The sequence below is a fragment of the Anaerovorax odorimutans genome, from assembly GCF_024459955.1.
Taxonomy (GTDB): domain Bacteria; phylum Bacillota; class Clostridia; order Peptostreptococcales; family Anaerovoracaceae; genus Hominibacterium; species Hominibacterium odorimutans_A.
Map to the genome: position 1 here is coordinate 1 of NZ_JANFXK010000009.1, position 23,127 is coordinate 23,127.

21 protein-coding genes, 1 pseudogene and 1 riboswitch are annotated in these 23,127 nt (G+C 50.1%); of the genes and pseudogenes, 5 read left to right on the top strand and 17 right to left on the bottom strand.

Going from position 1 to position 23,127, the window contains the following annotated elements; all coding sequences use genetic code 11:
- From NE619_RS09010 to NE619_RS09045, 8 genes and pseudogenes are all read right to left on the bottom strand, one after another.
- Positions 1 to 244, bottom strand: a pseudogene (locus NE619_RS09010) (electron transfer flavoprotein subunit beta); the annotation flags it as partial.
- A gap of 15 nt (positions 245 to 259) precedes the next feature.
- Positions 260 to 1,399: an acyl-CoA dehydrogenase gene (locus NE619_RS09015; protein ID WP_256132086.1), complete on the bottom strand. Its 1,140-nt coding sequence runs from the start codon at positions 1,397 to 1,399 to the stop codon at positions 260 to 262.
- Between the two features lie 26 nt (positions 1,400 to 1,425).
- Positions 1,426 to 2,979, bottom strand: a complete 1,554-nt coding sequence (locus NE619_RS09020; RefSeq protein ID WP_256132087.1) for an acyl CoA:acetate/3-ketoacid CoA transferase — start codon at positions 2,977 to 2,979, stop codon at positions 1,426 to 1,428.
- A gap of 15 nt (positions 2,980 to 2,994) precedes the next feature.
- Complete coding sequence (locus NE619_RS09025) at positions 2,995 to 3,768, bottom strand: enoyl-CoA hydratase-related protein (protein ID WP_256132088.1); 774 nt, start codon at positions 3,766 to 3,768, stop codon at positions 2,995 to 2,997.
- Positions 3,769 to 4,043: 275 nt separating this feature from the next.
- Positions 4,044 to 5,429 (bottom strand): sigma-54 interaction domain-containing protein, encoded by a 1,386-nt coding sequence (locus NE619_RS09030; RefSeq protein WP_256132089.1) that lies wholly within the window; start codon positions 5,427 to 5,429, stop codon positions 4,044 to 4,046.
- Positions 5,430 to 5,636: 207 nt separating this feature from the next.
- On the bottom strand, positions 5,637 to 6,911 hold the full coding sequence (locus NE619_RS09035; protein ID WP_256132090.1) for a TRAP transporter large permease: 1,275 nt from the start codon (positions 6,909 to 6,911) through the stop codon (positions 5,637 to 5,639).
- Positions 6,904 to 7,425 carry a TRAP transporter small permease gene (locus NE619_RS09040; protein ID WP_256132091.1) on the bottom strand — a complete coding sequence of 174 codons (522 nt, stop codon included), beginning with the start codon at positions 7,423 to 7,425 and terminating at the stop codon, positions 6,904 to 6,906. Before NE619_RS09040 ends, NE619_RS09035 begins: the two co-directional genes overlap by 8 nt.
- Positions 7,426 to 7,509: 84 nt before the next feature.
- Entirely contained in the window at positions 7,510 to 8,523 is a 1,014-nt protein-coding gene (locus NE619_RS09045; RefSeq protein ID WP_256132092.1) for a TRAP transporter substrate-binding protein, read from the bottom strand.
- Between the two features lie 474 nt (positions 8,524 to 8,997).
- Between NE619_RS09045 and NE619_RS09050 the strand changes: the two genes are divergently transcribed.
- Positions 8,998 to 9,900, top strand: coding sequence for a 3-hydroxyacyl-CoA dehydrogenase family protein (locus tag NE619_RS09050; protein WP_256132093.1), 903 nt, complete (start codon positions 8,998 to 9,000; stop codon positions 9,898 to 9,900).
- Positions 9,901 to 9,909: 9 nt separating this feature from the next.
- On the top strand, positions 9,910 to 10,857 hold the full coding sequence (locus NE619_RS09055; RefSeq protein WP_256132094.1) for a 3-hydroxyacyl-CoA dehydrogenase NAD-binding domain-containing protein: 948 nt from the start codon (positions 9,910 to 9,912) through the stop codon (positions 10,855 to 10,857).
- A gap of 61 nt (positions 10,858 to 10,918) precedes the next feature.
- On the opposite strand, the gene NE619_RS09060 is transcribed toward NE619_RS09055, so the two are convergent.
- From NE619_RS09060 to NE619_RS09075, 4 genes are all read right to left on the bottom strand, one after another.
- On the bottom strand, positions 10,919 to 11,341 hold the full coding sequence (locus NE619_RS09060) for a hypothetical protein (protein WP_256132095.1): 423 nt from the start codon (positions 11,339 to 11,341) through the stop codon (positions 10,919 to 10,921).
- 79 nt (positions 11,342 to 11,420) lie between these two features.
- Positions 11,421 to 12,623: an MFS transporter gene (locus tag NE619_RS09065; protein ID WP_256132096.1), complete on the bottom strand. Its 1,203-nt coding sequence runs from the start codon at positions 12,621 to 12,623 to the stop codon at positions 11,421 to 11,423.
- A gap of 89 nt (positions 12,624 to 12,712) precedes the next feature.
- Positions 12,713 to 12,820, bottom strand: a riboswitch (FMN riboswitch).
- A 103-nt stretch (positions 12,821 to 12,923) separates the two neighbouring features.
- Entirely contained in the window at positions 12,924 to 14,333 is a 1,410-nt protein-coding gene (locus NE619_RS09070; RefSeq protein ID WP_256132097.1) for an MFS transporter, read from the bottom strand.
- Positions 14,333 to 15,958 carry an amidohydrolase gene (locus tag NE619_RS09075; RefSeq protein WP_256132098.1) on the bottom strand — a complete coding sequence of 542 codons (1,626 nt, stop codon included), beginning with the start codon at positions 15,956 to 15,958 and terminating at the stop codon, positions 14,333 to 14,335. Before NE619_RS09075 ends, NE619_RS09070 begins: the two co-directional genes overlap by 1 nt.
- A gap of 185 nt (positions 15,959 to 16,143) precedes the next feature.
- Here NE619_RS09075 and NE619_RS09080 point away from each other — a divergent pair, with 185 nt between their 5' ends.
- Complete coding sequence (locus NE619_RS09080; protein WP_256132099.1) at positions 16,144 to 16,887, top strand: helix-turn-helix domain-containing protein; 744 nt, start codon at positions 16,144 to 16,146, stop codon at positions 16,885 to 16,887.
- A gap of 109 nt (positions 16,888 to 16,996) precedes the next feature.
- Here the strand turns inward: NE619_RS09080 and NE619_RS09085 are convergent, their stop codons facing one another.
- From NE619_RS09085 to NE619_RS09110, 5 genes are all read right to left on the bottom strand, one after another.
- Positions 16,997 to 17,464 (bottom strand): VOC family protein, encoded by a 468-nt coding sequence (locus NE619_RS09085; protein WP_256132100.1) that lies wholly within the window; start codon positions 17,462 to 17,464, stop codon positions 16,997 to 16,999.
- On the bottom strand, positions 17,461 to 18,207 hold the full coding sequence (locus tag NE619_RS09090) for an N-acetyltransferase (RefSeq protein WP_256132101.1): 747 nt from the start codon (positions 18,205 to 18,207) through the stop codon (positions 17,461 to 17,463). Before NE619_RS09090 ends, NE619_RS09085 begins: the two co-directional genes overlap by 4 nt.
- Positions 18,207 to 19,148: a GyrI-like domain-containing protein gene (locus NE619_RS19010; protein ID WP_330640691.1), complete on the bottom strand. Its 942-nt coding sequence runs from the start codon at positions 19,146 to 19,148 to the stop codon at positions 18,207 to 18,209. The genes NE619_RS09090 and NE619_RS19010 overlap by 1 nt, the downstream gene beginning before the upstream one ends.
- A 64-nt stretch (positions 19,149 to 19,212) precedes the next feature.
- Positions 19,213 to 20,118, bottom strand: coding sequence for a helix-turn-helix transcriptional regulator (locus tag NE619_RS09105; RefSeq protein ID WP_256132102.1), 906 nt, complete (start codon positions 20,116 to 20,118; stop codon positions 19,213 to 19,215).
- A 71-nt stretch (positions 20,119 to 20,189) separates the two neighbouring features.
- Complete coding sequence (locus tag NE619_RS09110; protein WP_330640692.1) at positions 20,190 to 20,894, bottom strand: metallophosphoesterase family protein; 705 nt, start codon at positions 20,892 to 20,894, stop codon at positions 20,190 to 20,192.
- Positions 20,895 to 20,981: 87 nt separating this feature from the next.
- Here NE619_RS09110 and NE619_RS09115 point away from each other — a divergent pair, with 87 nt between their 5' ends.
- Positions 20,982 to 21,365 carry a BlaI/MecI/CopY family transcriptional regulator gene (locus NE619_RS09115; protein WP_256132103.1) on the top strand — a complete coding sequence of 128 codons (384 nt, stop codon included), beginning with the start codon at positions 20,982 to 20,984 and terminating at the stop codon, positions 21,363 to 21,365.
- A complete protein-coding gene (locus tag NE619_RS09120; protein WP_256132104.1) occupies positions 21,358 to 23,100 on the top strand; it encodes a BlaR1 family beta-lactam sensor/signal transducer in 1,743 nt (580 codons plus the stop codon). The genes NE619_RS09115 and NE619_RS09120 overlap by 8 nt, the downstream gene beginning before the upstream one ends.
- Positions 23,101 to 23,127 lie beyond the last annotated feature (27 nt).

A 23,127-nucleotide genomic window follows, 5' to 3' on the forward strand; every position in this document is an offset into this window, starting at 1 on the left:
CTTCGTCGGCTCCCATGGCCAGGCATTCGGCCAGCATGTCTTTGGCCTGCGGCGGTCCCATGGTCAGGGCGATCACTTCCGTCCCCGGCATCTGATCCCGGATCGCCAGCGCCTGTTCCAGCGCGTTGGCGTCGTCGTGGTTCAGGATGGATTCCACTCCGTCCCGGATCAGCGTCCCCGTCTCCGGATTGATGGTGATTTCGTTGGTGTTGGGCACCTGTTTTACGCATACGATGATTCTCATTGTCTTTCGTCCTCCCTATTTAAAGATGTCCCCGGAAATCACCATTTTCATGACTTCCGAAGTGCCTTCGTAGATTTCCGTGATCTTCTGGTCCCGGTACATCCGTTCCACCGGATAGTCCTTGATGTACCCGTAGCCCCCGTGGAACTGCACCGCCTTGTCCACCACGTAGGAAGCGGTCTCCGAACAGGACAGCTTGGCCTGCGCCGCTTCCACCGTGCTGGGAAGGCCACGGTCCCTGCGATTGGCCGCGTGGTACAGCAGGAACCGCGAACCGTCGATCCTCGTTTTCATGTTCGCCATTTCAAAGGCCAGCGCCTGGAACCGGTCCAGGCTCCTTCCGAACTGCTTTCTCTGCTTCATGTAGGCCACCGTCTGGTCGAAGGACCCCTGGGCGATTCCCAGCGCCTGGGCCGCGATCCCAAGACGCCCCACGTCCAGGGAGCTCATGGCCACCTTGAAGCCTTTTCCAAGGGGCCCCAGCAGGTTTTCTTTCGGTATCGCGCAGTCCTCGAACACCAGCTCGGCCGCAATGCTGGCCCGGATGCCCATCTTGTTTTCCTTCTTGCCCCGGGAAAAGCCCGGCGTCCCCTTCTCCACGATGAAGGCGCTGATGCCCTTGTTCCCCTTGCTCTTGTCGGTCATGGCCATCACCACGTACACTTCGGCGATGCCCCCTCCGGAGATGAAGACCTTGCTTCCGTTGAGCAGCCAGTGGTCCCCCATGTCCTTGGCCGTGGTCTGCTGCATGGCCGCGTCGGTCCCGGCGTTGGGCTCCGTCAGCCCGAAGGCCCCCAGCTTTTTGCCCGACAGCAGGTCCGGCAGGTACTTTCTCTTTTGTTCTTCGGTTCCGTAGGTGAAGATGGGCCAGCAGCACAGGGCGTTGTGGGTCTGCACGATGACCCCGTGGGAGGCGTCCACTTTGGACAGCTCCTCCACCGCCATGATGTAGGTCAGGTAATCGGAGCCGGCCCCGCCGTATTCGGCCGGAAAGGGCATGCCCATGACCCCCAGCTCGCCCAGCTTGGCTACCGTTTCGTAAGGGTATTTGGCTTCCGCGTCCAGCTCTTCGGCGATCGGCTCGATCTCCGCCTTGGCGAACTCGCTCACCATCTTCTTCACCATTTCTTGTTCTCTTGAATAACTGAAATCCATTTCTCTTCCTCCTGTTTTTCTCGCGTTTATTGATGCAGCCCCATGGGCTCGTCTTTAAAGATACGTTCTTCCATCAGCTTCAGGTCTTTGGAAATAATCGGCTTGAATTCCATCTGTTCAAAGATATCTTTCTGCAGATTGATTCCCGGAGCAATTTCGATTAAAGTCAAGCCTTCTTTCCGCAGTTCAAAGACAGCCCGCTCGGTAATGTACAGCACCGGCTGCTTTACCTGCACGGCATAGTCTCCGGAAAAGGTTACGTGTTCCACTTCTTTCACGAACTTTTTGCGCGCCCCTTCCTTTTTTATCTCAAGGCCTCCGTTATGGCATTGGATTTCCAGCCCTTTTGCAGTGAATGTTCCGCAATAGCAGACTTTCTTGGCATTCTGAGTGATGTCGATGAATCCCCCTGCTCCGGCCAGTCTGTCTCCGAATTTTGACACGTTCAGATCGCCGTTGGCGGCTGTTTCCGCCAGACCCAGAAAAGCGATGTCCAGTCCGCCTCCCTGATAAAAATCAAATTGAACGTTGTGTTCTAAGATAGCCATGGAGTTTGCCGCTGCGCCGAACTGCGTTCCTCCCATGGGCACGCCGGCAATGGAGCCTGCTTCTACCGTCAGCGTCATGTAGTTGGAGATGCCTTCTTCCGCCGCTACATTGGCGATCACTTCCGGCATGCCGGTTCCCAGATTAACAATGGCGTCCTGCGGAAGCTCCATGGCTGCCCTTCTGGCGATGATCTTTCTCTCGGAAAGAGGCACCGGCGGAATTTCATTGAAAGGAATCCGAAATTCGCCGGTCAGGGACCCGTCATAGGACATTCCCAGGCACTGCATGTTTTCTTCTTCCGTGCCCACTACAACGGTATCCACATAAATTCCCGGAATTTTTACCAGCTTGGGGTCCAGGGAGCCTGCCGCCACGATGCGTTCTGCCTGGACGATCACCCTGCCGCCGCTGTTCTTGCAGGCCTGTGCCATTGCAGTAACGTCCAGCGGACCGATTTCTCTGTGCACGGTACAGTTCCCATATTCGTCCGCGTAACTGGCCCGCAGAAAAACTGCGTCAATGGGGAAAAGTTTGTAGAGCAGCCGCTCCTGTCCCTCTATTTCCACCAGCTTTACCAGATCTTCTTCTGTGGCGTCGTTCAGCTTGCCGCCGCCTTTTCTCGGGTCCACGAATGTGTTCAGTCCCACATGGGTGATGGTGCCGATATTATGAGCCGCAATGTCCCGATACATATGAGTGATGACTCCCTGGGGAAGGTTGTAGGCTTCAATCTTATTTTCCAGAGCCAGCTTTCCCAGTCTGGGCGCCCGGTCCCAATGACCTCCGATTACCCGTTTTACAAGGCCCTCGTGGCCAAAATGATCTCCCCCGGTTCCGTCTCTGTGGCCCTGTCCCGCAGCGAAAAAAAGAGTCAGATTCTTCGGGTGCCCGGTTTTTAGATATCGCTTTTCCAGAGCCTTTGACAGCGCTTCCGGACAGGCGCAGCTGACGAATCCTCCGGTGGCGACAGTCATATTATCCTTAATCTCCATGACCGCTTTCTCCGCGGTCATGATTTTTACTTTTTTCATAAGCCCAAATCCTTATTATTTATTTACAAACTCCGCATTTCGTTTTTCCAGAAAAGCCTTCATTCCTTCTTTCTGGTCTTCCGTCGCGAAGCACATGGCAAACAGCTCGTTTTCAATCCTTATTCCTGTATCAATATCCACGTCCAGTCCCCGGTCGATCGCGGCCTTGGAATATTTCACAGCGATCGGTCCGTTGCCGATCATCTTTTCCGCCAACAGGACCGCTTCTTCCATCAGCTTTTCCGCGGGAATCACCTTATTGGCCAGGCCGATCCGCTCCGCTTCTTCCGCCCGCACAATCTCTCCGGTAAAGATCATCTCTTTGGCTTTGCCTACGCCTATGCGCCTGGGCAGTCTCTGCGTTCCTGAAAATCCGGGAGTAATGCCCAGCCCCACTTCCGGCTGGCCGAATTTCGCCTTTTCACTGGCCAGGATCAAATCGCAGCTCAGCGCCAGTTCACATCCGCCTCCAAGGGCGAATCCGTTTACTGCCGCGATGGTCGGTATCTCCAGAAGTTCGATTTTCCGAAAAATCGCGCTTCCCTTCTGCCCCCAGCGCCTGCCGCCCTGGGTATCCAGAACACTCTGAGCCGCGATATCCGCTCCCGCTGCGAACGCTCTGCCTTCGCCTGTAATAATCAGCGCTCTTGCCTCGGTGTTTTCCGCAATCGCGTCCACCGCCTCCTCCAGCTCAGACAGCACTTCCCCGTCCAGGGCGTTGAGCACTTCCGGTTTGTTTATACTCAGAATTTCTATGCTTTTCCTCTGTTCTCTTTTTATGTACTTCATCTGTCTCCCTCCTGTGCTTCGTTTTCCACGTTTATAACTCACGCAAGCCCTGTGCCAAGAGAGGCCGCTCCGCCCTATAATATTTTCAAAAAAAGGAAAACCCCCTTTATTTCAACATATTAAAGGGGGTTTTCTTCCCAAAAGCAAGGCGATGCTTTTCCAGGGAAAGGACTTTCGCGTTTTTTTCATTGTTTTTTCAAGTCACGGCTGACTAAAATCTTAAAAAGGAGCTCTCTCCCTTTGATTTCAGTGCCTAGCTATTTTTGACTAGCTAGTTATTTTTGATTATCGTCAGGTTTTCGGTATGTATAATCGGGAACATATTTTCTGAGTTTGCGCGCGGCGGTAGTCTGGCTGATCCCTAAAGCCCTTCCAACCGCAACACTTGTCTTGTATTTTTCCAGCGCGCCCAGAAAAATTTCTTTTTCATATTCCTCCAGCATACGGGAAAGGGAGCTGTCGCCGAGATTGACGTTTTTTCTCTGGCCTGTCTGAAATTCTTTAGGAAGATCTTCCGCTTCCACGGTTTTGCCTTTAAAGGTAATCACCATTCGCTCGATGAAGTTCTCCACCTGCCGGATATTTCCCGGCCACTCATAGCCCTCCAACGCTATGAGTGCTTTGGAAGATACGGACAGATCTTTGTGATACCTTGCGTTGAATTTCTCTACAAAATTCAGGATCAGCGGTATGATATCGTCCCGGCGTTCCCGCAGGGGCGGGATATAGATGTCGATCACGCTCAGCCTGTAATACAGATCTTCACGGAATTCTCCCCGTTTGATGGCTTTTTCCAGATCCTTGTTGGTAGCGGCCACCAGCCTGAAATCCACGGTCATCTTTTCCAGACTGCCGATCCTGCTGATGACCTTCTGCTGAATAACCTGCAGGATTTTGATCTGCATTTCCAACGGAAGCTCGCCTATTTCATCGAGAAACAGCGTGCCTCCGTTGGCCAGCTCGATCTTTCCCAGCTTGCCCTTATGATTGGCGCCGGTAAAAGCGCCCTTTTCATATCCGAACAACTCCGATTCAATTAAGGTCGGGGGAATGGTGCCGCAGTTTATCTCGATAAAAGGGCCGCCGGACCGGCTGCTGGTCTGGTGCAGCATTTTAGCGACCATACTTTTTCCCACGCCCGTCTCCCCGGTAATCAGCACATTGGCATCCACCTCAGCGATCTGAAGGATCAAGTCGTTAATATCGGACATTTCTTTGCTTTTGGCAATCAGGGACTTTTCCTCCAGCTCTTTCATTTTAAGATGGTGGATCTCCGCACTGTATTCTTCCATCAATTCGGTCAGCTTGCTGTAATTATCATGCAGAGTCGTCACATTGGCGATATCAATGGAATTAAAGCTGATGACATATTCGATCTCACCCAGCTCATCCAATATGGGAACCCCTGTGGTCAGCACCTTTTCGCCCTTTTTATTGGTCTGCATCAGCGTGACCTTTTTCTTTTCCTTCAGCACCTCAACAGTAACGGAGGGTTTGAAAATCTCCTGTTCTTCCAGCTCATAGACCGATCTTCCAATGACGTCCTCCTTGTCCACGTCGTAATGGTCTTCGTAGGAGTCGCTGACTCTGAGGACGATTCCCTTTCCATCGGTCAGTGTAACATCGTTTTCGTTATCCATGATCCTGAAAACAATGTCCATTCTGCCTTCATGGCATTTTTCTCTTTCGCTGCATTGTGTACAAATACAATTGATTGGATTCATAGCCCCACCTTTCTTTATTTATTATCTTAAGCCATCGCCAAATGCCAGTCAACAAAATCTAACGTGCAAAAAGGAAGCATCCGGAAACAAGGGTTCCTGACGCCTCCTTTTATTTGCGTTTTCATATACCGCACGAACATGGTTTTACTGGATCAGAGCCAGTGAAGCCGCCGGCAGGTAAGTGACGATCAGCAGCACAATGCTCAGAACTCCTGTAAATACGAACGCAGTCTTAAACATCCGGTCAACCGGCACCTTGGATATGGCTGAGGCCACAAACAGAGTGGAGCCGTATGGCGGTGTAACAAAGCCGATTCCCAGATTCAGAACCAGCATGACGCCGAACTGAATGGGACTCATTCCATAGGATTCTACCAGAGGCAGAAAGATCGGGGCTAAAATAATGATAGCCGGAATAATATCGATCAGCATACCGATCAGCAAAAGCACGATATTCAATAAAAGCAGTATCGCGATCTTACTGTCCGTTATACTGGTGATGGCATCACAGATCATGTCCGGGATTCGTTCAATGCTTATGAACTTGCACATGGACGCCGAAAAGGCGATGATAAAACTGGTGATCCCGTTGATGATCGCTGTTTTATAAATCGCGTCAATCAGTTTTTTAATCGTCAGCTCCCTGTAGATAAAAAATCCTACCAAAATGGAATATACCACGGCTACTACCGCTGATTCGGTCGGCGTAAAGATACCGGCGTAAATGCCTCCCAGGATGATAACCGGAGCCAAAAGCGCCCAGATTCCATTCTTGGCGGACACCAGGATATGCTTTGCGCTCGGCTTCGTATCGCTGCCTCCGTAACCGTTCTTTTTCGAAATGATATAGCATGCTATCATCAGGACCAGAGCCATTAACAGCCCGGGGATAATACCTGCGATAAACAGATCTCCGATGCTGGTTCCCGTAGACACCCCATAAATAACAAAGGGGATGCTGGGCGGAATAATGATTCCGATGGCTCCGGCGGACGCCACTAAGGTGCTGCTGAAAACTCTGCCGTACTTCTTTTCTTCCATGGATGGAATCAAAAGCGCGCCGACCGCGGACGTGGTCGCGTTTCCGGAACCGGTGATCGCTCCGAAGAAGGTACTTGTGAGAATAGCAACCATTCCCAGTCCCCCGGTAACGAATCCGATAATCGAATCCGCCAGATCCACCAGCCGTTTCGCGATACCTCCCTCGCCCATGATAACTCCGGCCAGAATGAAGAACGGTATTGCCAGTAATACAAATGAATTAAGTCCTGTAAAACAATTTTGTGAAATCAGAGAAATCGAGACGTTTGAGTAACTCGCATAGGTGCAGATCGTAGACAGACCAATAGCGTATCCAACGGGAACTCCGATGAAAATCAAAAGGATCATTCCTCCGAACAGCATTACAATACTACCCATTTACTCCCTCCTTTCTCTTGACAAACAAATCGTTCACATTTTTATACATTTCTCCGATCAGTCTCAGGCAGATAATGGCGCCGCTGATCGGTACACAAAGGTACGGTATCCACATGGGGATTCCTGTGGACGCTCCGTAAACGCCGGTATCCATCTGCATGCCCACGATTCCTATGCCGTAATATGTGACAATTATGCTTGTGATGAACCAGCATAGGTTCAGGAGCAGTTCCAGCGTTTCCTGGGCCTTGAAAAGTCCCTTTTTCCTCAGAGCGTCGTGGACCAGCCTTACCTGAATATGTTCTTTTTCTTTCATTCCCGCGCTTACTCCCAGCCAGGAGATCCATACAAAGATAAACTTTCCCAGTTCTTCGGACCAGTAGAGAGCGTCTCCCAGTACATAACGGGTAAATACCTGTGCGGCAATAACGATTACCATAATGAGCGTTAAAACAATCAAAACCCATTTTTCAATAAAGTCATAGCCGCTTACTATTTTGCGTATCGTTTTCATTGTTCTCCTCGTTTCCGCATAAGCAACTTTTTTAAATGGGTGTTCCGAATGGCATATCTCCACCCGGAACACCTGCTTTCAGGATTAGAGTCCCATTAATTCATACAGTTTCGGATCAACAACCTTGCTGTATTCATCGTATACTGCGACACTGGCGTCCTTAAAGGTCTTCAGTTCCGCATCGGTCAGGTCGTGTCTCTTGCATCCTGCGTCATCCATGACTTTGCATGCGTATTCTTCCGCTTCCTTAACGATGGATCTTTCCTGTACGCCATAGGCTTCTTTGCTGGCGTCACGAATTACCTGCTGCATGTCTTCCGGCAGGGAAGCCATGAAATCGGTGTTGATGATGCTGGTCATCAACAAAGCCTGGTGGTTGGTCATCGTGTAATACTTGCCGACTTCGTAGAATTTTCCGCTTCTCTGATACAGAGGCGACGTGTCCACTCCGTCTACCGTCCCCTGCTGCAGGGCCGTGTAAATCTCACTGAATCCCATGGGAACCGCTGTGGATTTCCACGCCTTGTAGATGGACATGTTCATCTGGCTTTCCTGACTTCTGAATTTAAGATTCGCTATGTCTTTGACGGTTTTTACTTCTTTTTTGCTGTTCAGCAGAACCTTAAAGGAGCCGTCCGCAAAATCAAGACATTCGATCTTTGAATTTTTCTTCAGCCCATCCTTTAAGATCTGTCCCACTTCTCCGTCCAGGTGCTTGTACATGGCTTCTCTGTCGGAAAATACATATGGCATATCTACCAAATACCAGTTTTCATCATAGGTAGCCAGATAGCATCCGGAGATAATTCCCATCTCCAGATTTCCCATGTTGACAGATTCGGCGATCTCTCTTTCGTCTCCCATGGCTGAATCACAGAAATATTCCACAGTCATCTTTCCTCCGGATTTTTCCTCAACCTGCTTTTTAAAGATTTCCGTAGCTTCTGAGCAAGGGGTGTCGCTGGTTTCATCGGATGCGATACGGATCATGATCTTATCGCCGTCCGCAGAAGAGTCGTCACCGCCACCTCCGCCGCAGCCCGTCATCAAGCCAAAACAAAATATGAGACATAACATTGCAATTAAAACTTTCTTCATGTTCTCCTCCTTTCATAGGGTAAATAATTGACACTAGTTTAACAAGCAATATCTATGCCATTTACCGCTTCCCGGTACGGCCTGACTGCGGGGCATGTCCCCGTTCCGCTGAAAATCCGGCAAATATTAAAGCCGCGTCCAGTAAAAAAAGCAGAATTCTCCGACTTGTGCGAACCCTGTTCCGCTGTTTTAGGCATCTTTTTCTAATCAAATCTGCCTAATATGTTTTTGATGTCCTAAAATTTCCTTTTTTTCAACGTTTCCTGCCTTTAATCAAATTTAGCTAAATAGCCAAAACTGATTAATCCTCCCTTTCCTGGCCGATTTCCCACACCTGGCCCTGCATCTGACCGCATCCAATCTTTCTGTTTTTTGTTTCAGAAAACTCTTTAACCCCTGCTTTTATGGCACTGTTCTTGCTTCTTTATATATGAACAAACCATATTATTAAAAATTTACTAAGGAGGATAAAAAATGTTGAATTTACCGCAAAACGTCACCATTGTCGGCTCTGGAACCCAGGGTTCCATGCTCGCCTTTCGAAGCGCTGCCTTCGGAAGAAAGGTCTGCCTTTACGATCTCTCCGCCGACCAGCTTACCGGCGCCATGGAAAAAATTAAAGGGTGGTTCGGAGACTGGGTGGATCAGGGAAAGCTGTCCCCCGACACAGCAGCGGCAGCCTACCAATCCATGCGCACAGCTACCGATCTGGCGGATGCTTTGAAGGATTGCGACATTATCATAGAAAATGTCCCTGAAATCCTGACCTTAAAACAGTCCGTATGGAAAGAGCTGGATCAGGCCGCGCCGCCCCATACGCTCCTGACAACCAACAGCTCTTCCCTCAAGGCTTCGGACATCGGCGCTTTCATTGATCGAAAGGATAAGACCTTTAATATTAATTTTATGACCCCTACCACGGATGATCTGGTGGAAGTTATGTGGAATCAGTACACGTCCGAAGAGACGAAGGAAGCTGCCCTGGACTTCCTGACAGCGCAGGACAACGTCCCGATCATCACGCAGAAAGAGATCAAGGGATTCTCCCTCAACCGGGTTTGGCGAGCAATCAAGAAAGAAAGTCTCAAGCTGTGGGCAGAGGGATATATCACACCTGAGGATTTCGACCGGGCGTGGATTCTGGAATGGGGCACGCCTCACGGTCCCTTCGGCCTCATGGATAAAGTGGGACTGGACATTGTCGAGCAGATTGAGCTGACCTATTACGATGAAAGTCAGGACCCCAATGATCGGCCGCCTCAGGCGCTGCGTGAAATGATTGAAAAAGGCTGGCTGGGAGAAAAGACAGGTAGAGGCTTTTACGAATACCCCGATCCGGCATACAGCCGGCCCGGATGGTTAAAGGGAAGGAAATGAGGTGAAAACATGCCAATGAAAAAAACGTTTAAAAAAGTCGCTGTCATCGGATGTGGTTTTATCGGCTACAGCTGGGGCGTGGTGTTCGCGAGAAACGGACTGGAAACCTATATGTACAACCGTAAGTCTCCTACCTTGGACAGTGTAAAGGAACGGATGAAGCAGGCTCTGGAATTTCTCGCCGCGGAAGGTATGATTGAAGAGAAAGAAGTGGAGGAATCCCTTGCGCGGGTCCATACCACCGATTCTCTGGAAGAAGCGGTTTCTTCGGCTGATTATATTCAGGAATGTATGTGGGAAGATCTTCCTTTAAAACAGGACATCTTCGTTAAACTGACGGAATTGGCTCCTGCCGGCGTGGCCATCGGCTCCAGCTGTTCCGGCCTGAAAATATCCGATATTTCCGCCAATGTAAAAAATCATCCTGAAAGATGTATCGTCGCCCATCCCACCAATCCGCCGCATTTGATTCCCTTTATGGAAATCTCCGGCGACAACGCTTCACAGGAAATCAAGGACCAGATCTTTGATTTTATGGAATCCATCGGCCAGAAACCGATTCAGTGCAAGGAGGTCTACGGCTATGTGCTCAACCGAATCCAGCTGTCCCTGATCCAGGAAGCCCTTTATCTGGTCAAGGAGGGAATCTGCAATGTGGAAGCAGTGGAACGGGCGCTGACGGACGGCCTGGGTCTGCGCTGGGCGTTTACCGGACCTTACGGCGTTGAAGAATTGAATTCAGCCAATCTCAGGGAAGGCCTGGAAAAATATAAAGATTATATGATTCAGTTCTTTACCCAGGAACAGCAAAAGGTCCACGACTACGATCAGGCCTTTATTGATGAATGCGTTTCAGGCTTTGCCCCGGTTATGGAGGGAAAGAGCCATGAAGAATACCTGCTGTGGCGCGATCAGATGGTGACAAGGGCACGTCTCTTGAAAGAAGCAGCCAAATAGCAAAAGAAAAAATGCCGTATCCGCCAACTGGCTATGGATACGGCATTTTTTACGCGCCGGTTTAATGGTTTTCCTCATACATTGCCCTGCATAAGACTTCTTTACAGGACGGGCACTGGTCGATCAGTTTCACATTAATCCCCCGGTTGCTGCCCAGCTCAAGGCCGTTGCCGCAGTGGGGGCATCTCCAAATCGACTGGATTATGATCTTCGGAATCAGAATCATCAGCACCACCAGCAGCAGCATGGCTAAGGTGGCCAGCACCGAAGTCTCTGAGACTGCGGCAGCGGCGATAAAGGCCCCGCACATGGCCGCAACTCCTGCTATATTGATCCGTTTCACTTTGCGGAACAGCTCTGCGTACTCGCTTTCCTTTTCAGCATCCAAAAGCTTTTTTCCCTGGAGAAACGCCCTTACGGTCAGTGCCGATACGAGGCAGGATAATATGCATGCAAAAATAATTACTAATATCTGCGGATTCATCGTTTTGATACCTTCCTTTCCTGCTGATTAAACGCATACTATATAATCAAGCAAGAATCGTACCATAGGGTGCATCCGGCTAAGCGTTACGGGCGTATTGTTCACACTTCTCTTCCCGGTCTTTTTTGTGATACCTGCCCACGATCGGCAGAATACACGCTGCGATGAGCAGTGCCAGCAAGCCGGCCACCAAAAACAGGGTCGTTCCCGCAAGCGCCGATACCAGCAGCGCTGACAGGAACTGACCGCCGAACATTGCCATCGTACAGAAGCTGATATTGGTTCCCTTGTTTTCCGGCGTGCTTTTATTCACCACCAGACTGTTGAAAAGCGGCGTAGAAAAGCCGAACCCGATGCCTGCAAAGAATACGGCGATCCAAAGCACAACAGCGTTTCCTGAAAGGAAGTACAGCAGAAACGCGATTCCATAAAAACAGAAGGCCGCAAACAGACATCCCTTTGGCTGGAACCGGCTGACAATCTTAGGCATGAATCCGGCGGCCAGAACTGCCACCAGATCCAGCGCCGCCAGATAGTAACCGGTAAAGGACGGACTGTATCCCAGCTTTGTCTGCAAATGAATCGGCAGCGATACCATCAGTGTGAAAAACATCAGCATACCGAGAAAGGCGATTAAAAGCACCAGCGGCAGCGGTACGCCTTTTTCCGCAGGAGCGCTTCCCTCTTCCTCTGCCTGCGCCGCGGCCGCTGCCCGGCCGCACCTTGGAATAAAAATCAGCAGCAGGATCAGAGCCAGAAAGCCCAAACTATATATGTAAAATGGGCTGCGCCAGGAAACATCGGCCAAAACGCCGCTGATACTGAGAAAAATCACTCCGCCGAATTCCATGGACATGCCCTGCACAGCGATCACCTTCAGCTGCTTTTCCCCCTGGAAAAAGGTGGCGATCAGGGCGACGCTGGCATTCATAATGGCGGCAGTGGCAGCTCCTAAAAGAAAACGGTCGATAAAAATGGCGGCTGCGTTTGGCATATATGCGCCGCACACACCAAACAGGCCGTAAAAAAGCAGGCCAAACAGCGCCACCCAGTAAGGCCCTTTTTTGTCAATGAGCCTCCCAAAGAGAATCGCCGTGGCAACCACGCCCAGAGCCGGCGCTGTTACCAGCCAGGAAGCGTAATTCCCCAGCCCATATACCTTGCCCAGTTCCGGCAGAGCCGGCGTAATGGCATTCCCCACCATCACCGTCAGGCTGCTGATGAGCATGATGGCCGCGATCCCCATATTCCCTATGTTTTTCTGCAATCGTTCTTGTGTCATAACTCCTCCTTGCACAACAAAAAAGACATCTTTCCGATGCCTTGCTTTTATTCCTCCTAAAAATGAGTACCAAAAGAAAGCATCTTTTCTGCTTTCTTCTCTCATCCAGACTTTACTGTCGGCTCCGGGATTTAACCGAATTGGCTTGCGCTCGCGGGCTGTACCGCCGGTAGAGATCACTCTTCTAGAAGAAATTGTCCACTATTTATTTTCGTCCTTATCATAGCAAAAACCGCTGGTTCTTGTCAATATGGTTTTGCGGGCAGCCGGAAAATAGATTTCCTGGCCGCCCGCAAAAATTCAAATGATTCTTTCCAAACCTTCTTTGCTGTATTCCCCTTTCTCATCCCTGTCTTTGAGAGCTTTCTGCACCAGCTCGTATCTGGCCTTTGTCACTGGAAACAGGTACATCATTGCCGCGCCCAGCAGGAAGCCGACAGCCGGAAGCACAGTGAGCAGCAGCCCGATTCCGGAAAGAGCGCTCTGGCTCTGCACGGCCGCATTGCCGTCAAATCCGGACAGATCCAGAATCCACCCTGTTATCAACATGCCCAGAGAGGTTCCGATCTGCTGAAATACAGACTGCAGAGAAGAAAGAGTTCCCTCGCTTCTTTTCTTATATTTCAGTTCCACAATCTCAGTCAGGTCATAGATAATCGCAGACATCAGCTGCCAGTAGCCGGCACCTCCGATCGTATAGACAGCAGCCAGTACCAGGAGCATCAGCTGGCTGTGGATTCCGATAACACGGAAAAGAATCATCAGAATCGAGGAAAGGACCAGTGCGATGATATAAGCGTCGCGTTTGCCCCTTTTAATGGCCAGCTTGTTAATCAGCGGCGCAAAGATAATTACCGCAACGCAAAGGACCAGAAAAATCGTTGAGGTATAGCTTTCCGGCAGTCCCAGATTATAAGTAATAAAATAAGCCACACTCCCATTAAAAATCGTATATCCGATAATGGAACAAATAATGGACAGAATTAAGAATTTACAGGGCTTTACTCTTACCACTTCAAAATAATCGCTGAAAATGTTTTTCCGTTCCGCCCTTTTTTCCGGCGGTATCACCAGCTCCTTGCCTTTTGTCTGTCTGAGCATGAAACCAATGGTCAGTACGGCAAATACGCCGCTGATAACTGCTGTATAGGTCCAGGCGGAGGAATTGCTCTTGCCCAGTCCTACGAAGATACCTACAATAAGAAGAGGAAACACCATCCCAAAATAATTGCCTACGGAGTTACAGGTTACTGTATAGGTACGAATTCGCGTCCGGTCATCGTAATCGCTGGTTATTTCTGCTCCCAGAGCAGTATAAGGTACATAAAACATGGAGTATGCCAGCCAGAATACTACGGCGAAAATTGCATAGTACCAGACTTTTCCATTGTCGCTGAGCCCTATATTGGTGAACATCGCTACAAAAGCGATCAGCAGAAACGGCAGTCCCGCCGCAATGTAAGGGCGTCTGCGCCCAGTCTTGCACCTGCTGTTATCGGAAAAATATCCGATAAAGATCGTGAAAAACGCGCTGGCAAACAGCGCCAGAGAAGAAATCGTTCCGGCCTTTCCCGGATCGACTCCTGCTACAGTAGTCAGGAAAAACAGGAAATAGATGCCCACGAAGTTGTAAACCGCACCATCTCCGGCCGTGGCCACTCCGTAGCCCAGTTTTTCTTTAAAGGTTAATTTTTCTGTTCTCCCATTCATCATATCTCTCCTTCGTACACGACTTTACCGTCCATCATCGTCAGCAGCGGCCGCACCTTAAGATAATCCTGCAGCTCCATACCGAAAAGATTACTGTCCAAAACGACGAGGTCGGCAAGCTTGCCTTCTTCCAAGGTGCCCAATTCCTGTTCCCTGCCCAGAGATTCGGCGCTGCCCTTTGTATAAGCCAGCAGTGCGTCCGTTAAAGAAATCCGTTCCTGAGGGTTGACACCGGTAGGCGTTCCGTCAGTCAGACATCTTGTCACTGCCGCATGGATACCGATCATTGGATTCATCTCATAGACCGGGTAATCGGAACCGAAGCACAGCGGAGCGCCGGACTTCAAAAGACTTGCCGTCGGCCACTCATATCTCGCCCGCTCTTTGCCGATGCGTTCCACCTTCTCATTCATATCCAGAGGCAGATGGGTGGGCTGAATAGAAGCAAACGCTCCCAGCTGCGCAAACCGGGGAATATCCAGAGGGTTCACGCTCTCGCAATGCTCCACGCAATTTTTTAAAACGGACAGATCATTTGTTTTCCCCGATTCTTCTATGGCGTCTAAAGCAATTCTTACTGCTCCGTCTCCGATGGAATGAAGCCGAACGCCCCACCCTTCTTTGTTGGCGGCAGTAATCAGCTCCTTATACTTCTCAGGCGGATAATTGGAAAAGCCTTTCTCCCCCGGACGGTCAGCATAATCTTCCAGCAGGCAGCCGCTGTACAGCGAGGTGGTTCCGTCAACAAACTGTTTCAGCCCGGAAAACTTCAGATCATCAAACTGATATTTCTCCCGGATTGCCCTGGCAACATGAAAGTCCGTGCTTTCCCCCAGGCTGGGATACAGGTGGATTCTTGCAGTCAGGCGCCCTTCTTCCCTGGCATCCAGAAGTTTACCATACAGCTCCGGTTCTTCGTTCAGCCGCGGAGAAGCCGACAGGTCACCCACGGAAGTGATCCCGCATCCTGCAATATAGCCCAGCATCCGATCCCGTACAGCTGGCCAATCGTCGTCAGCCACAGCAAAGGCCCTGTCCATGACAAAGCTCAGAGCGTCCACCTCATACAGCAAACCCGTGAGCCGCCCGTTTTCATCTTTTCCAAAGGAACCAAAGCTCAGCTTCTGGTCTTCGCGGATGCCGCATACTTCCATGGCCTTTGTGTTCAGCCAGCAGGTGTGGCCGTCCACACAGAAGAGATACAAAGGAATATCGGGAAACTGCGCGTCTAAAGAATCCCTGCTGGGCGGCGTCGGGTCATCCCAGTTGACTAAAAACCAACCCCATCCCAAAACATGGTCGATATTGGGATTTTCCGCCAAATGTTCTCTTATCAATTCTATGCACGCTTCCTCACTTTTTGCCGGCGCCAGATCCACATAATGCTTGCTTTTGAAAGCGCTCCCCAAGCCAAAATGAATGTGGGAATCAATGAATCCCGCCATTACCAACTGATCTCCATATTGATATTGTTTCGTTTCCCTGCCGACCAGTCCCTCGGGAACCGCTCCCTTTCCTACCGCCTGAATCCGGTTTTCCTTAACCGCTACCCAGCCATTGAAGGGTTCTCTTTCCGTCCCTGTGAAAACCGCCCTGCTCTCAATCAATATATCTGCACAAATCATTTAATTGCCTCCTCACTTATCTAACTAAGACGCGCCCATATTATTTTTCAGAAATTTCATGTTTTTAAGTATAGCCGCTTTACTGTTTTCATACTATTCCCTCTTTTTCCTATTTTTCTGTGTTAAAGGGACTGCTTTTCTAGTATACTGGTAAAAAAGTACTATGAATTGGGAGGTTAATGCCTATGCATACGCTGAGCACCAATAACTGGATTCAGCTGACAGATCTGATTTACAAAATAAACAGTATTGAAGATATACGGAATATGCAGGATACGTTTTTAAAGGATCTTCGCACTATGATTCCCTTTGATATCGCCACCTTTTACCTGCCGTCCGATTTTACTGAGCCTTCCGTTCCCGCAGGGCTGGACGTGCCTCCGGAAGCGATCCCGGCTTATCTGAAAAATATGGACGAGGACTATACCAGGTGGATTTTTTCTCTGTCCAGAAGCATGGTATGCCGTGAAAGCGATTTGTGGAGCGACGAGGAAAGAAAAAAGACAAAATATTACCAGGAGGTCTACAAGCCTTATAACGTCCATTTTGCAATTATAACCGGTATGGTATTTGAAAATGAGTTCGTCGGCTGCTGCTGCCTGTATCGGACTCTTCACAGCGGTGATTTCAGCGACCGCGAAATGTTCATTCTGGACGTACTCAAGGACCATTTAGCACTGTCCCTGTCCAGAAGACTGCTGCCCATGCCGCAGGCATCCTCCCGGGCAGACAGCTTTTTAAAGGAGATTGGCCTTACTAAGAAGGAAAATGAAGTCTTCAACCTGCTGCTCCAGGGGCTTTCCACAGAAGAGATCAGCCAAAAGCTTTACATAAGCCCCAACACGCTGAAGAATCATTTCCAGAGTATCTATGCCAAGGCCGGAGTAAAGAACAAATTTCAATTGCTGAAAAAGGCCCGCCTGTTCTAAGCTTATTAGTAAAACAAAAGTTACCCATATTCCCTTGTTTTCAAGAGAATGTGGGTAACTTTGCAATGGTTTTCACAGTTCATTTCTTTAAATATTATATACCCTGCCTTTACCGCTGACAGGCTTTCACAAATTTGATCGGCACGTCCATGCGCTCCGCAGTCTCCTCTTCCGTGAGACCGCTTTCCAGAAAACGCCGGCAGACAACTTTGATATTCTCGCCTACCTCAATGATATGGCCGTCCGGGTCATAAAAGCGTACCGCTCTCTGCCCCCAGCTATGCTCCCGCACAGGATGCACATATTCAATGTCAGGAATCGAAGCCAGCTTTTCCGCAAAAGCATCGAAATCATCCTCTTCAAAATAAAGCTCGCCATTATTGGCTTTGAGAACGATTGCTTTATCATCCTTTTCAATAAACTCCCGCCAGCTTTCTTTAGTCTGCAGCGATAGGCCGCCGGTGAGGGTGATGTTGCTGCCGAAATCAAGAGTCATGCGCAGCCCCAGAACTTCCTTATAAAAGGCTTTTGAGCGTTCCATATCCTTTACTGCGATCAACGGATTTTTAAATTTCATTTTATCATCCTTTCAAATTTCTTTTCTGATAAGATCTCATTGGTGACAAAGCTTCCATCGTGAAACATGCTGTAGGTCGTGAAAGGCGTCGGTGCGTTCTGCGCCTGCTCTCTGCTTTCGATCTTTACGAGCTTGAAATCGACGCCCTCTGCCTCTGCCATCTGCGCAATCAGCGGCGCGTATTTTTCCGTATGCGGGCACTGGTTAGAGTAATAGAGTACCCATCCCTTTTCATCGATTCTGCCGTCCCGGGCACAGTCCCTGAACCTGGGAGCGGCGATGCCCTCTTCAAAAGGCAGATACAGCAGCTCAAAATAAGGCTCGGCCTGATCGGCAACGCGAAATCCCTTGTACTTCAAATATTTAGGATCGGATAAAAAAGCCATTTTCTTTTTAGAAGAAAGTACGGCAAGGCCCTTCTTTCCCTTTGCTTTGCTGTCCTCGATGCATTGGGAAAGCAGCTGGTCGCCATATCCCTGGCCTTTATATTTTCCCGACACCCAAAGACAGTCGATATACATATAGCCTTCACCGGCAGCAGGTATCCACGCAGCTTCCATAGGCAGATACTCAATAAAAACTTTTCCCCGTACGTCCAGTTTGCGGAACACCAGGCCCTCGCCGATCCGCTCGCGGAGCCATGCCTTTTTTGAAGGTACGCAGTTCTCACCCTTTTTCTCCGTGATAGCGCAGCAGATATGTTCTGTCTCCAGATTGTCCAATGTCAGTGTCTTGAATTCCATTATTCTCCCTTTCTCACCGGATGGCGGATTACCGTCTTTAATTTCTCAGGCGCCGCTTTTCTGGGGTCCGACAGATAGATCTCATGATGCTGCCTTTTCTCTGAAATATCGCAGACCAGACCGGAGTCCTCGATAAAAGAGTCCAGCTTTTCAATTGTGGCCGGTTCGTCATCATAGGGGCCTTTGTGCATCACCTGTGCGCACAGCCCTTCCTCCCAGACCGCAAAGCGGGCCCTGGAAAGATCCAGATGCGGCTTTTTCTTCGCCAGCTCCGCTTTCGCCTGTTCAAAGACATCTTCGCTGACGAATTCCGGCTGACGGATCATAGATGTCCAGAGGAATTTGCTCTTATCCTTAACGTTAACGCCGTCAAAGGGCAGCCCTTCCGTCCACCACAAGCCTTCCAGCGGAGGAACCACATATTCAAAATAACCCTCCGGCGCATTGCCGCCCATTTTACTCATTTTTATCGAATAGGAAAGTCCGTAGAGAAGCTCCAGGGCCTGCTTGTATTCTTCGCTGGTATTGGGATCGCCCGCACCGTCCACCATGATAAAATTCATCTTTGGCACCTGTATGAGGGCGGGCTTTGTTTTTGGCATGTACAAATCCTTGTAGTCCTTTTTGTAATCCACCTTTTTGGGCTTGTCCGCAAGCTGCGCGCAGGTTTTCACCGTCAGCTCCCTCAGGAATTCCCGGTCGTCCAGGTCTTCAATCAGATAAGCCCTCGCGCCCTCATGGGGCTCTGCGATGACAGCATCCGGCATCAACGCTTCTCCTGCCTTAGTGATCTTTACATATAGCTGATCGTCCTCTACAGTAGCGAAAAATTTGCCATCACAGTAGAGTCCGTATTCTCCGAACATCTTTTTGTAAGTAATATCGCCCGCTCCCGCCAGCTGGTCGCAGACAAACCTTACATATTCCAAACTGGAAGCCATTTTGTCACACTCCTTTTCCTTGTTTTTCCCATCTTACCACCTTGAACATGACATCTATATGTCATCATTTCGGATATTTTGAAGCAATCCTGCGTACCAGCAGGGAAAGCTGCGGCCGCAATTCTGCAGGTTCCAAAAGCTGCGCCTGGTCGCCGAAGCTGAGGAGCCAGCTGAAAAGGTTCTCCCTGTCCGCAAAGCCGAACTGAAAGAGCAGCCTGCCATCCTCTGTTTCGGAAAAGCTTTCCGGCCCGAATTCCTCGATGAGCCTCCATTTGGCCGCCGGTTCAAAGAGGACCTTTACCTCCATACTGATAGGAAAGGCTTCTTCCGGCGCCACCCGGTAAGGCGGCACCTCCCTTGCCGTGAAGCTTTTTTCGGAGTGCGTCACTTCCAGCATCCGGTTGAGCTTGAACAGACGATAATCCTGACGTTTGAGACAATATCCCCACACATACCAGGACGTCCACTGAAAGACCAGCAGGTACGGCTCGATCTCCCGCCTGCTCTCGCCTTTGGCCGAATAATAGGTAAAGCAGACCCGCTGGCATTCTTCGATGGCGCTCTGTATCAGTTCGATCTTGGGCGCAAGGGAAGATTTATAATAGGATGAGAGGTCGATGACAATATGCCCGTCGGCGGAACAGACATTTCCGCCCACAGACAGCTTGTCCATCAGCTGCTGATAGCGATTGGTTCCGGAAACGCTGTCCAGACTGCGAAGTCCCGTAAGGATCGACTCCATTTCCTTTGAGGTAAGCAGGGTCCGGTCTATGCGGTAGCCGTCCATAATGGAAATACCGCCGTTTTTTCCCTGAGCGGTCGCCACTGGAATGCCTGCTTTGCACAAGACCTCAATATCCCGGTTGATGGTTCTTCTGGACACTTCAAATTTTTCCGCCAGATAGGGAGCCGTCACTTTTTCCTGTTGGAGTAAAATGGCAAGAATTCCAATCAGCCGGTCGATTTTCATAATAGGGTTCCTCTCTTTCAGACAAAAAATACGGCATCGACCTCTGCAATGTCAATGCCTGTTGGAAACGATCAATCTTCACTTATATCATAACGAATGACCTCAAAGCCCCCGTCCTCAATCTCCAGTGCGGCCATAGTCACCGGCAGAGAAAATCGCCGCCTGCCGCAGCTTCCCGGATTGAGCCACAGGGTTCCGTCTTTTGTTTCGCAGAAATATTTATGGGAATGTCCAAAGACCACCACATCAATGTCTGTAAGGTCTTTGGGAATAAACTTTTTATCATGAACAATGAAAAAAGCGATACCGCCGATTTCCACGCGGATCTGCTCGTCCAGGTCCTTTGCCCACTGGCCCCTGTCATTGTTTCCCCTTACGATATACAGCGGCGCGACAGCCTGCAGCTGGCGCAGCACATCTTCCCTGTCAATATCGCCCGCATGGATTACGCAGTCGCATCCCCGGAGAATCTCCAGCACCTCCGGCCGCAGCAGTCCATGGGTATCCGCCAGGATTCCTATCCTTTTTGCCAAAAGATTCGCCTCCTTCTCACTGGCCTGTCTGGTCTCCACCTTAGACAGCTTTATGAAAACCAGCCCTGCGGCGAAGGTAATCACAGGCACAAGAAAAAATCCTGCCAGTACCAGATCCGGCCCGTGAATCGCCAGGATTCGCAAAAGATATATGAATAATGCAAGGGACGCAGCGCACACCGATATTCCCATTCCTCTTGTGATCAGGTAATACCAGTCCCTGTCCTTTTTCTTTATACTCATACAGGCATTATACCACATAGTTGCTTGACAGACCTAGTTTTCTTTTCTATAATCTATATATTACATTTGTAAGCCAAGGAGAACTCTATGAAAAAACTGCCTCAGATTTCAGAAGCCGAATACGAAGTAATGAAGATCGTATGGGCCAACGCTCCCATCAGTACCAGCCAGGTGGTGGAAAAGCTGACAGCTGTCAGCAGCTGGAGTCCGAAAACCATTCAGACCATGCTGCTGCGCCTGGTGAAAAAAGGAGCGCTTGCCAATGAAAAAGAAGGCCGGGTCTTCGTCTATACGCCTCTGGTGGAGGAGGAAGAATACCGCGCCAGCGCCAGCCATAAATTTCTGGACCGGTTTTATGGCGGAAATCTCAATTCCATGGTACTCAATTTTGTGAAAGAAGACCAGCTATCCCCGCAGGAAATTGAGGAACTGAAAGCCATCCTCGATGGGAAAGGAACCCGAGATGACTGAGCTTTTTTTCTATGGGATCCTTTATTCCTTCATACTGACATTCCTGCTGCTCGTTCTTTTGCTGTCCAAAAGCGCCTTCTCCCGGCTGCTGTCTCCCCGGGGGCAGTACCGTCTCTGGCTGGTCCTGCCGGCAGCGGCAGCAGCGCCCTTTCTGCCTTCCGATCTCTCCGGTCTGTTTTTTCTGCGGGAAGAGACTGTTCCCGCTGCCGGATCAGAGCTTTCCGCAGCTTCCATGCAGCAGCCTTCCGGGATGGAGACAATCCGCGATCTTGCTGTCAGCGCTGACCGGGGTATCCCTCAGATAGCGATCTGCGCAATTCTGGTCCTATGGGCCGCAGGCCTGCTCTTTATGCTGGCCCGGCTGTTTTATCAGCTTTGGAAAAGCCGCATGCTTTTCTGTTCCGCCGCTCCTGTAACCAGTGTTCCCGATACGGAGGTTTTTTATCAGTGCAGAGAGAAAATCCGCCTTAAGCGCCGCGTGTTTTTTGGAAGCTCGCCGCTATGTAAAACGCCTTCCGCCCTGGGTATCCTGCGGCCGGCCGTTCTGCTGCCGCAAGGCTTTCATGGCCGGGACCTGAAATATGTACTGCTCCACGAGCTGGCCCATCACCGATATCTGGATCCTTTTACCAATTTGCTGCTGGCTGTTTTCAGGGCTGTCTTTTGGTTCAATCCTGTCGTTCATCTGACGGTAAAGCAAATTGCTCTGGACCGGGAACTGGCCTGCGATGATCTGGTATTGGAACTGCTGGACGAAAAGGAGGCGCCTCTCTACGGACAGGCGATCCTAAACAGTATGTCAGCCATCCGCCCCGCTGCCGCCCTTGGCTTTGCGGCCGGCAGGAAAGGAATTCACAAGCGGATTCTGCAAATTGCAAAACACCGTTCGGAAACCGCTGCCGCAAAACGGCTCTGCACCGCCCTGATGGTATTTTTCCTCTGTCTTACGGTGCTCTGTGTTCCCTCCGCATCAGCCTTGACCCAGACATCCTATGAGCAGAATCAGGATCTGAATATTCTCCATGAGGATCTGTCGCCGTATTTTGATAATCTGAACGGAAGCTTTGTCCTTTACGATCAGGCCCGGGACCGCTATACCGTTTATGACGAAGAGGCCGCGCGCACCCGCGTCTCTCCCGACTCCACCTATAAGATTTACAGCGGTCTTCTGGCCCTGGAATCCGGTTCCATCACCAGGGACAACTCTGCTTTAAAATGGGACGGTACCGGCTACCCATTCGCTGAATGGAACCGCGACCAGACCCTTGACACTGCCATGGGAAACTCCGTCAACTGGTACTTTCAGGCTCTGGATAAAAAAGCGGGAAAAGAAAAACTTCAGACCTTCTTCGACAAGCTTCAGTACGGAAACCGTGACCTTTCCTCGGGCATTGAAAACTCCTGGCTGGAGGCTTCTTTAAAGATCTCTCCGCTGGAACAGGTTCTCCTGCTTCGGGATCTTTCGGAAAACAGGTGGAATCTTGATCCCCATAATATCGCCGCTATACAGAGGGCCCTTCATATCTCTCCAGGGCTGTACGGCAAGACCGGGACCGGAAACCTCGACGGCCATTCCGTCAACGGCTGGTTCGTAGGCTGGCTGGAAACAGGGTCAAACACCTATTTCTTCGCCGTCAATGTCAGGGGAAAAGACGGGGCTTCGGGGAGCAGCGCAAGAGAGATCGCAGAGACGATTCTGATGGAGAAAGGACTGCTGAAAAAGGAGCATATCTGATGCGATTGCTCCTTTTTCTATTTTGCT

Bases quoted from the DNA above. Each gene is read 5' to 3' on its own strand.
- NE619_RS09015 (WP_256132086.1), bottom strand. From the start codon at position 1,399: ATGGATTTCAGTTATTCAAGAGAACAAGAAATGGTGAAGAAGATGGTG.
- NE619_RS09020 (WP_256132087.1), bottom strand. From the start codon at position 2,979: ATGAAAAAAGTAAAAATCATGACCGCGGAGAAAGCGGTCATGGAGATT.
- NE619_RS09025 (WP_256132088.1), bottom strand. From the start codon at position 3,768: ATGAAGTACATAAAAAGAGAACAGAGGAAAAGCATAGAAATTCTGAGT.
- NE619_RS09030 (WP_256132089.1), bottom strand. From the start codon at position 5,429: ATGGACATTGTTTTCAGGATCATGGATAACGAAAACGATGTTACACTG.
- NE619_RS09035 (WP_256132090.1), bottom strand. From the start codon at position 6,911: ATGGGTAGTATTGTAATGCTGTTCGGAGGAATGATCCTTTTGATTTTC.
- NE619_RS09040 (WP_256132091.1), bottom strand. From the start codon at position 7,425: ATGAAAACGATACGCAAAATAGTAAGCGGCTATGACTTTATTGAAAAA.
- NE619_RS09045 (WP_256132092.1), bottom strand. From the start codon at position 8,523: ATGAAGAAAGTTTTAATTGCAATGTTATGTCTCATATTTTGTTTTGGC.
- NE619_RS09050 (WP_256132093.1), top strand. From the start codon at position 8,998: ATGTTGAATTTACCGCAAAACGTCACCATTGTCGGCTCTGGAACCCAG.
- NE619_RS09055 (WP_256132094.1), top strand. From the start codon at position 9,910: ATGCCAATGAAAAAAACGTTTAAAAAAGTCGCTGTCATCGGATGTGGT.
- NE619_RS09060 (WP_256132095.1), bottom strand. From the start codon at position 11,341: ATGAATCCGCAGATATTAGTAATTATTTTTGCATGCATATTATCCTGC.
- NE619_RS09065 (WP_256132096.1), bottom strand. From the start codon at position 12,623: ATGACACAAGAACGATTGCAGAAAAACATAGGGAATATGGGGATCGCG.
- NE619_RS09070 (WP_256132097.1), bottom strand. From the start codon at position 14,333: ATGAATGGGAGAACAGAAAAATTAACCTTTAAAGAAAAACTGGGCTAC.
- NE619_RS09075 (WP_256132098.1), bottom strand. From the start codon at position 15,958: ATGATTTGTGCAGATATATTGATTGAGAGCAGGGCGGTTTTCACAGGG.
- NE619_RS09080 (WP_256132099.1), top strand. From the start codon at position 16,144: ATGCATACGCTGAGCACCAATAACTGGATTCAGCTGACAGATCTGATT.
- NE619_RS09085 (WP_256132100.1), bottom strand. From the start codon at position 17,464: ATGAAATTTAAAAATCCGTTGATCGCAGTAAAGGATATGGAACGCTCA.
- NE619_RS09090 (WP_256132101.1), bottom strand. From the start codon at position 18,207: ATGGAATTCAAGACACTGACATTGGACAATCTGGAGACAGAACATATC.
- NE619_RS19010 (WP_330640691.1), bottom strand. From the start codon at position 19,148: ATGGCTTCCAGTTTGGAATATGTAAGGTTTGTCTGCGACCAGCTGGCG.
- NE619_RS09105 (WP_256132102.1), bottom strand. From the start codon at position 20,118: ATGAAAATCGACCGGCTGATTGGAATTCTTGCCATTTTACTCCAACAG.
- NE619_RS09110 (WP_330640692.1), bottom strand. From the start codon at position 20,894: ATGAGTATAAAGAAAAAGGACAGGGACTGGTATTACCTGATCACAAGA.
- NE619_RS09115 (WP_256132103.1), top strand. From the start codon at position 20,982: ATGAAAAAACTGCCTCAGATTTCAGAAGCCGAATACGAAGTAATGAAG.
- NE619_RS09120 (WP_256132104.1), top strand. From the start codon at position 21,358: ATGACTGAGCTTTTTTTCTATGGGATCCTTTATTCCTTCATACTGACA.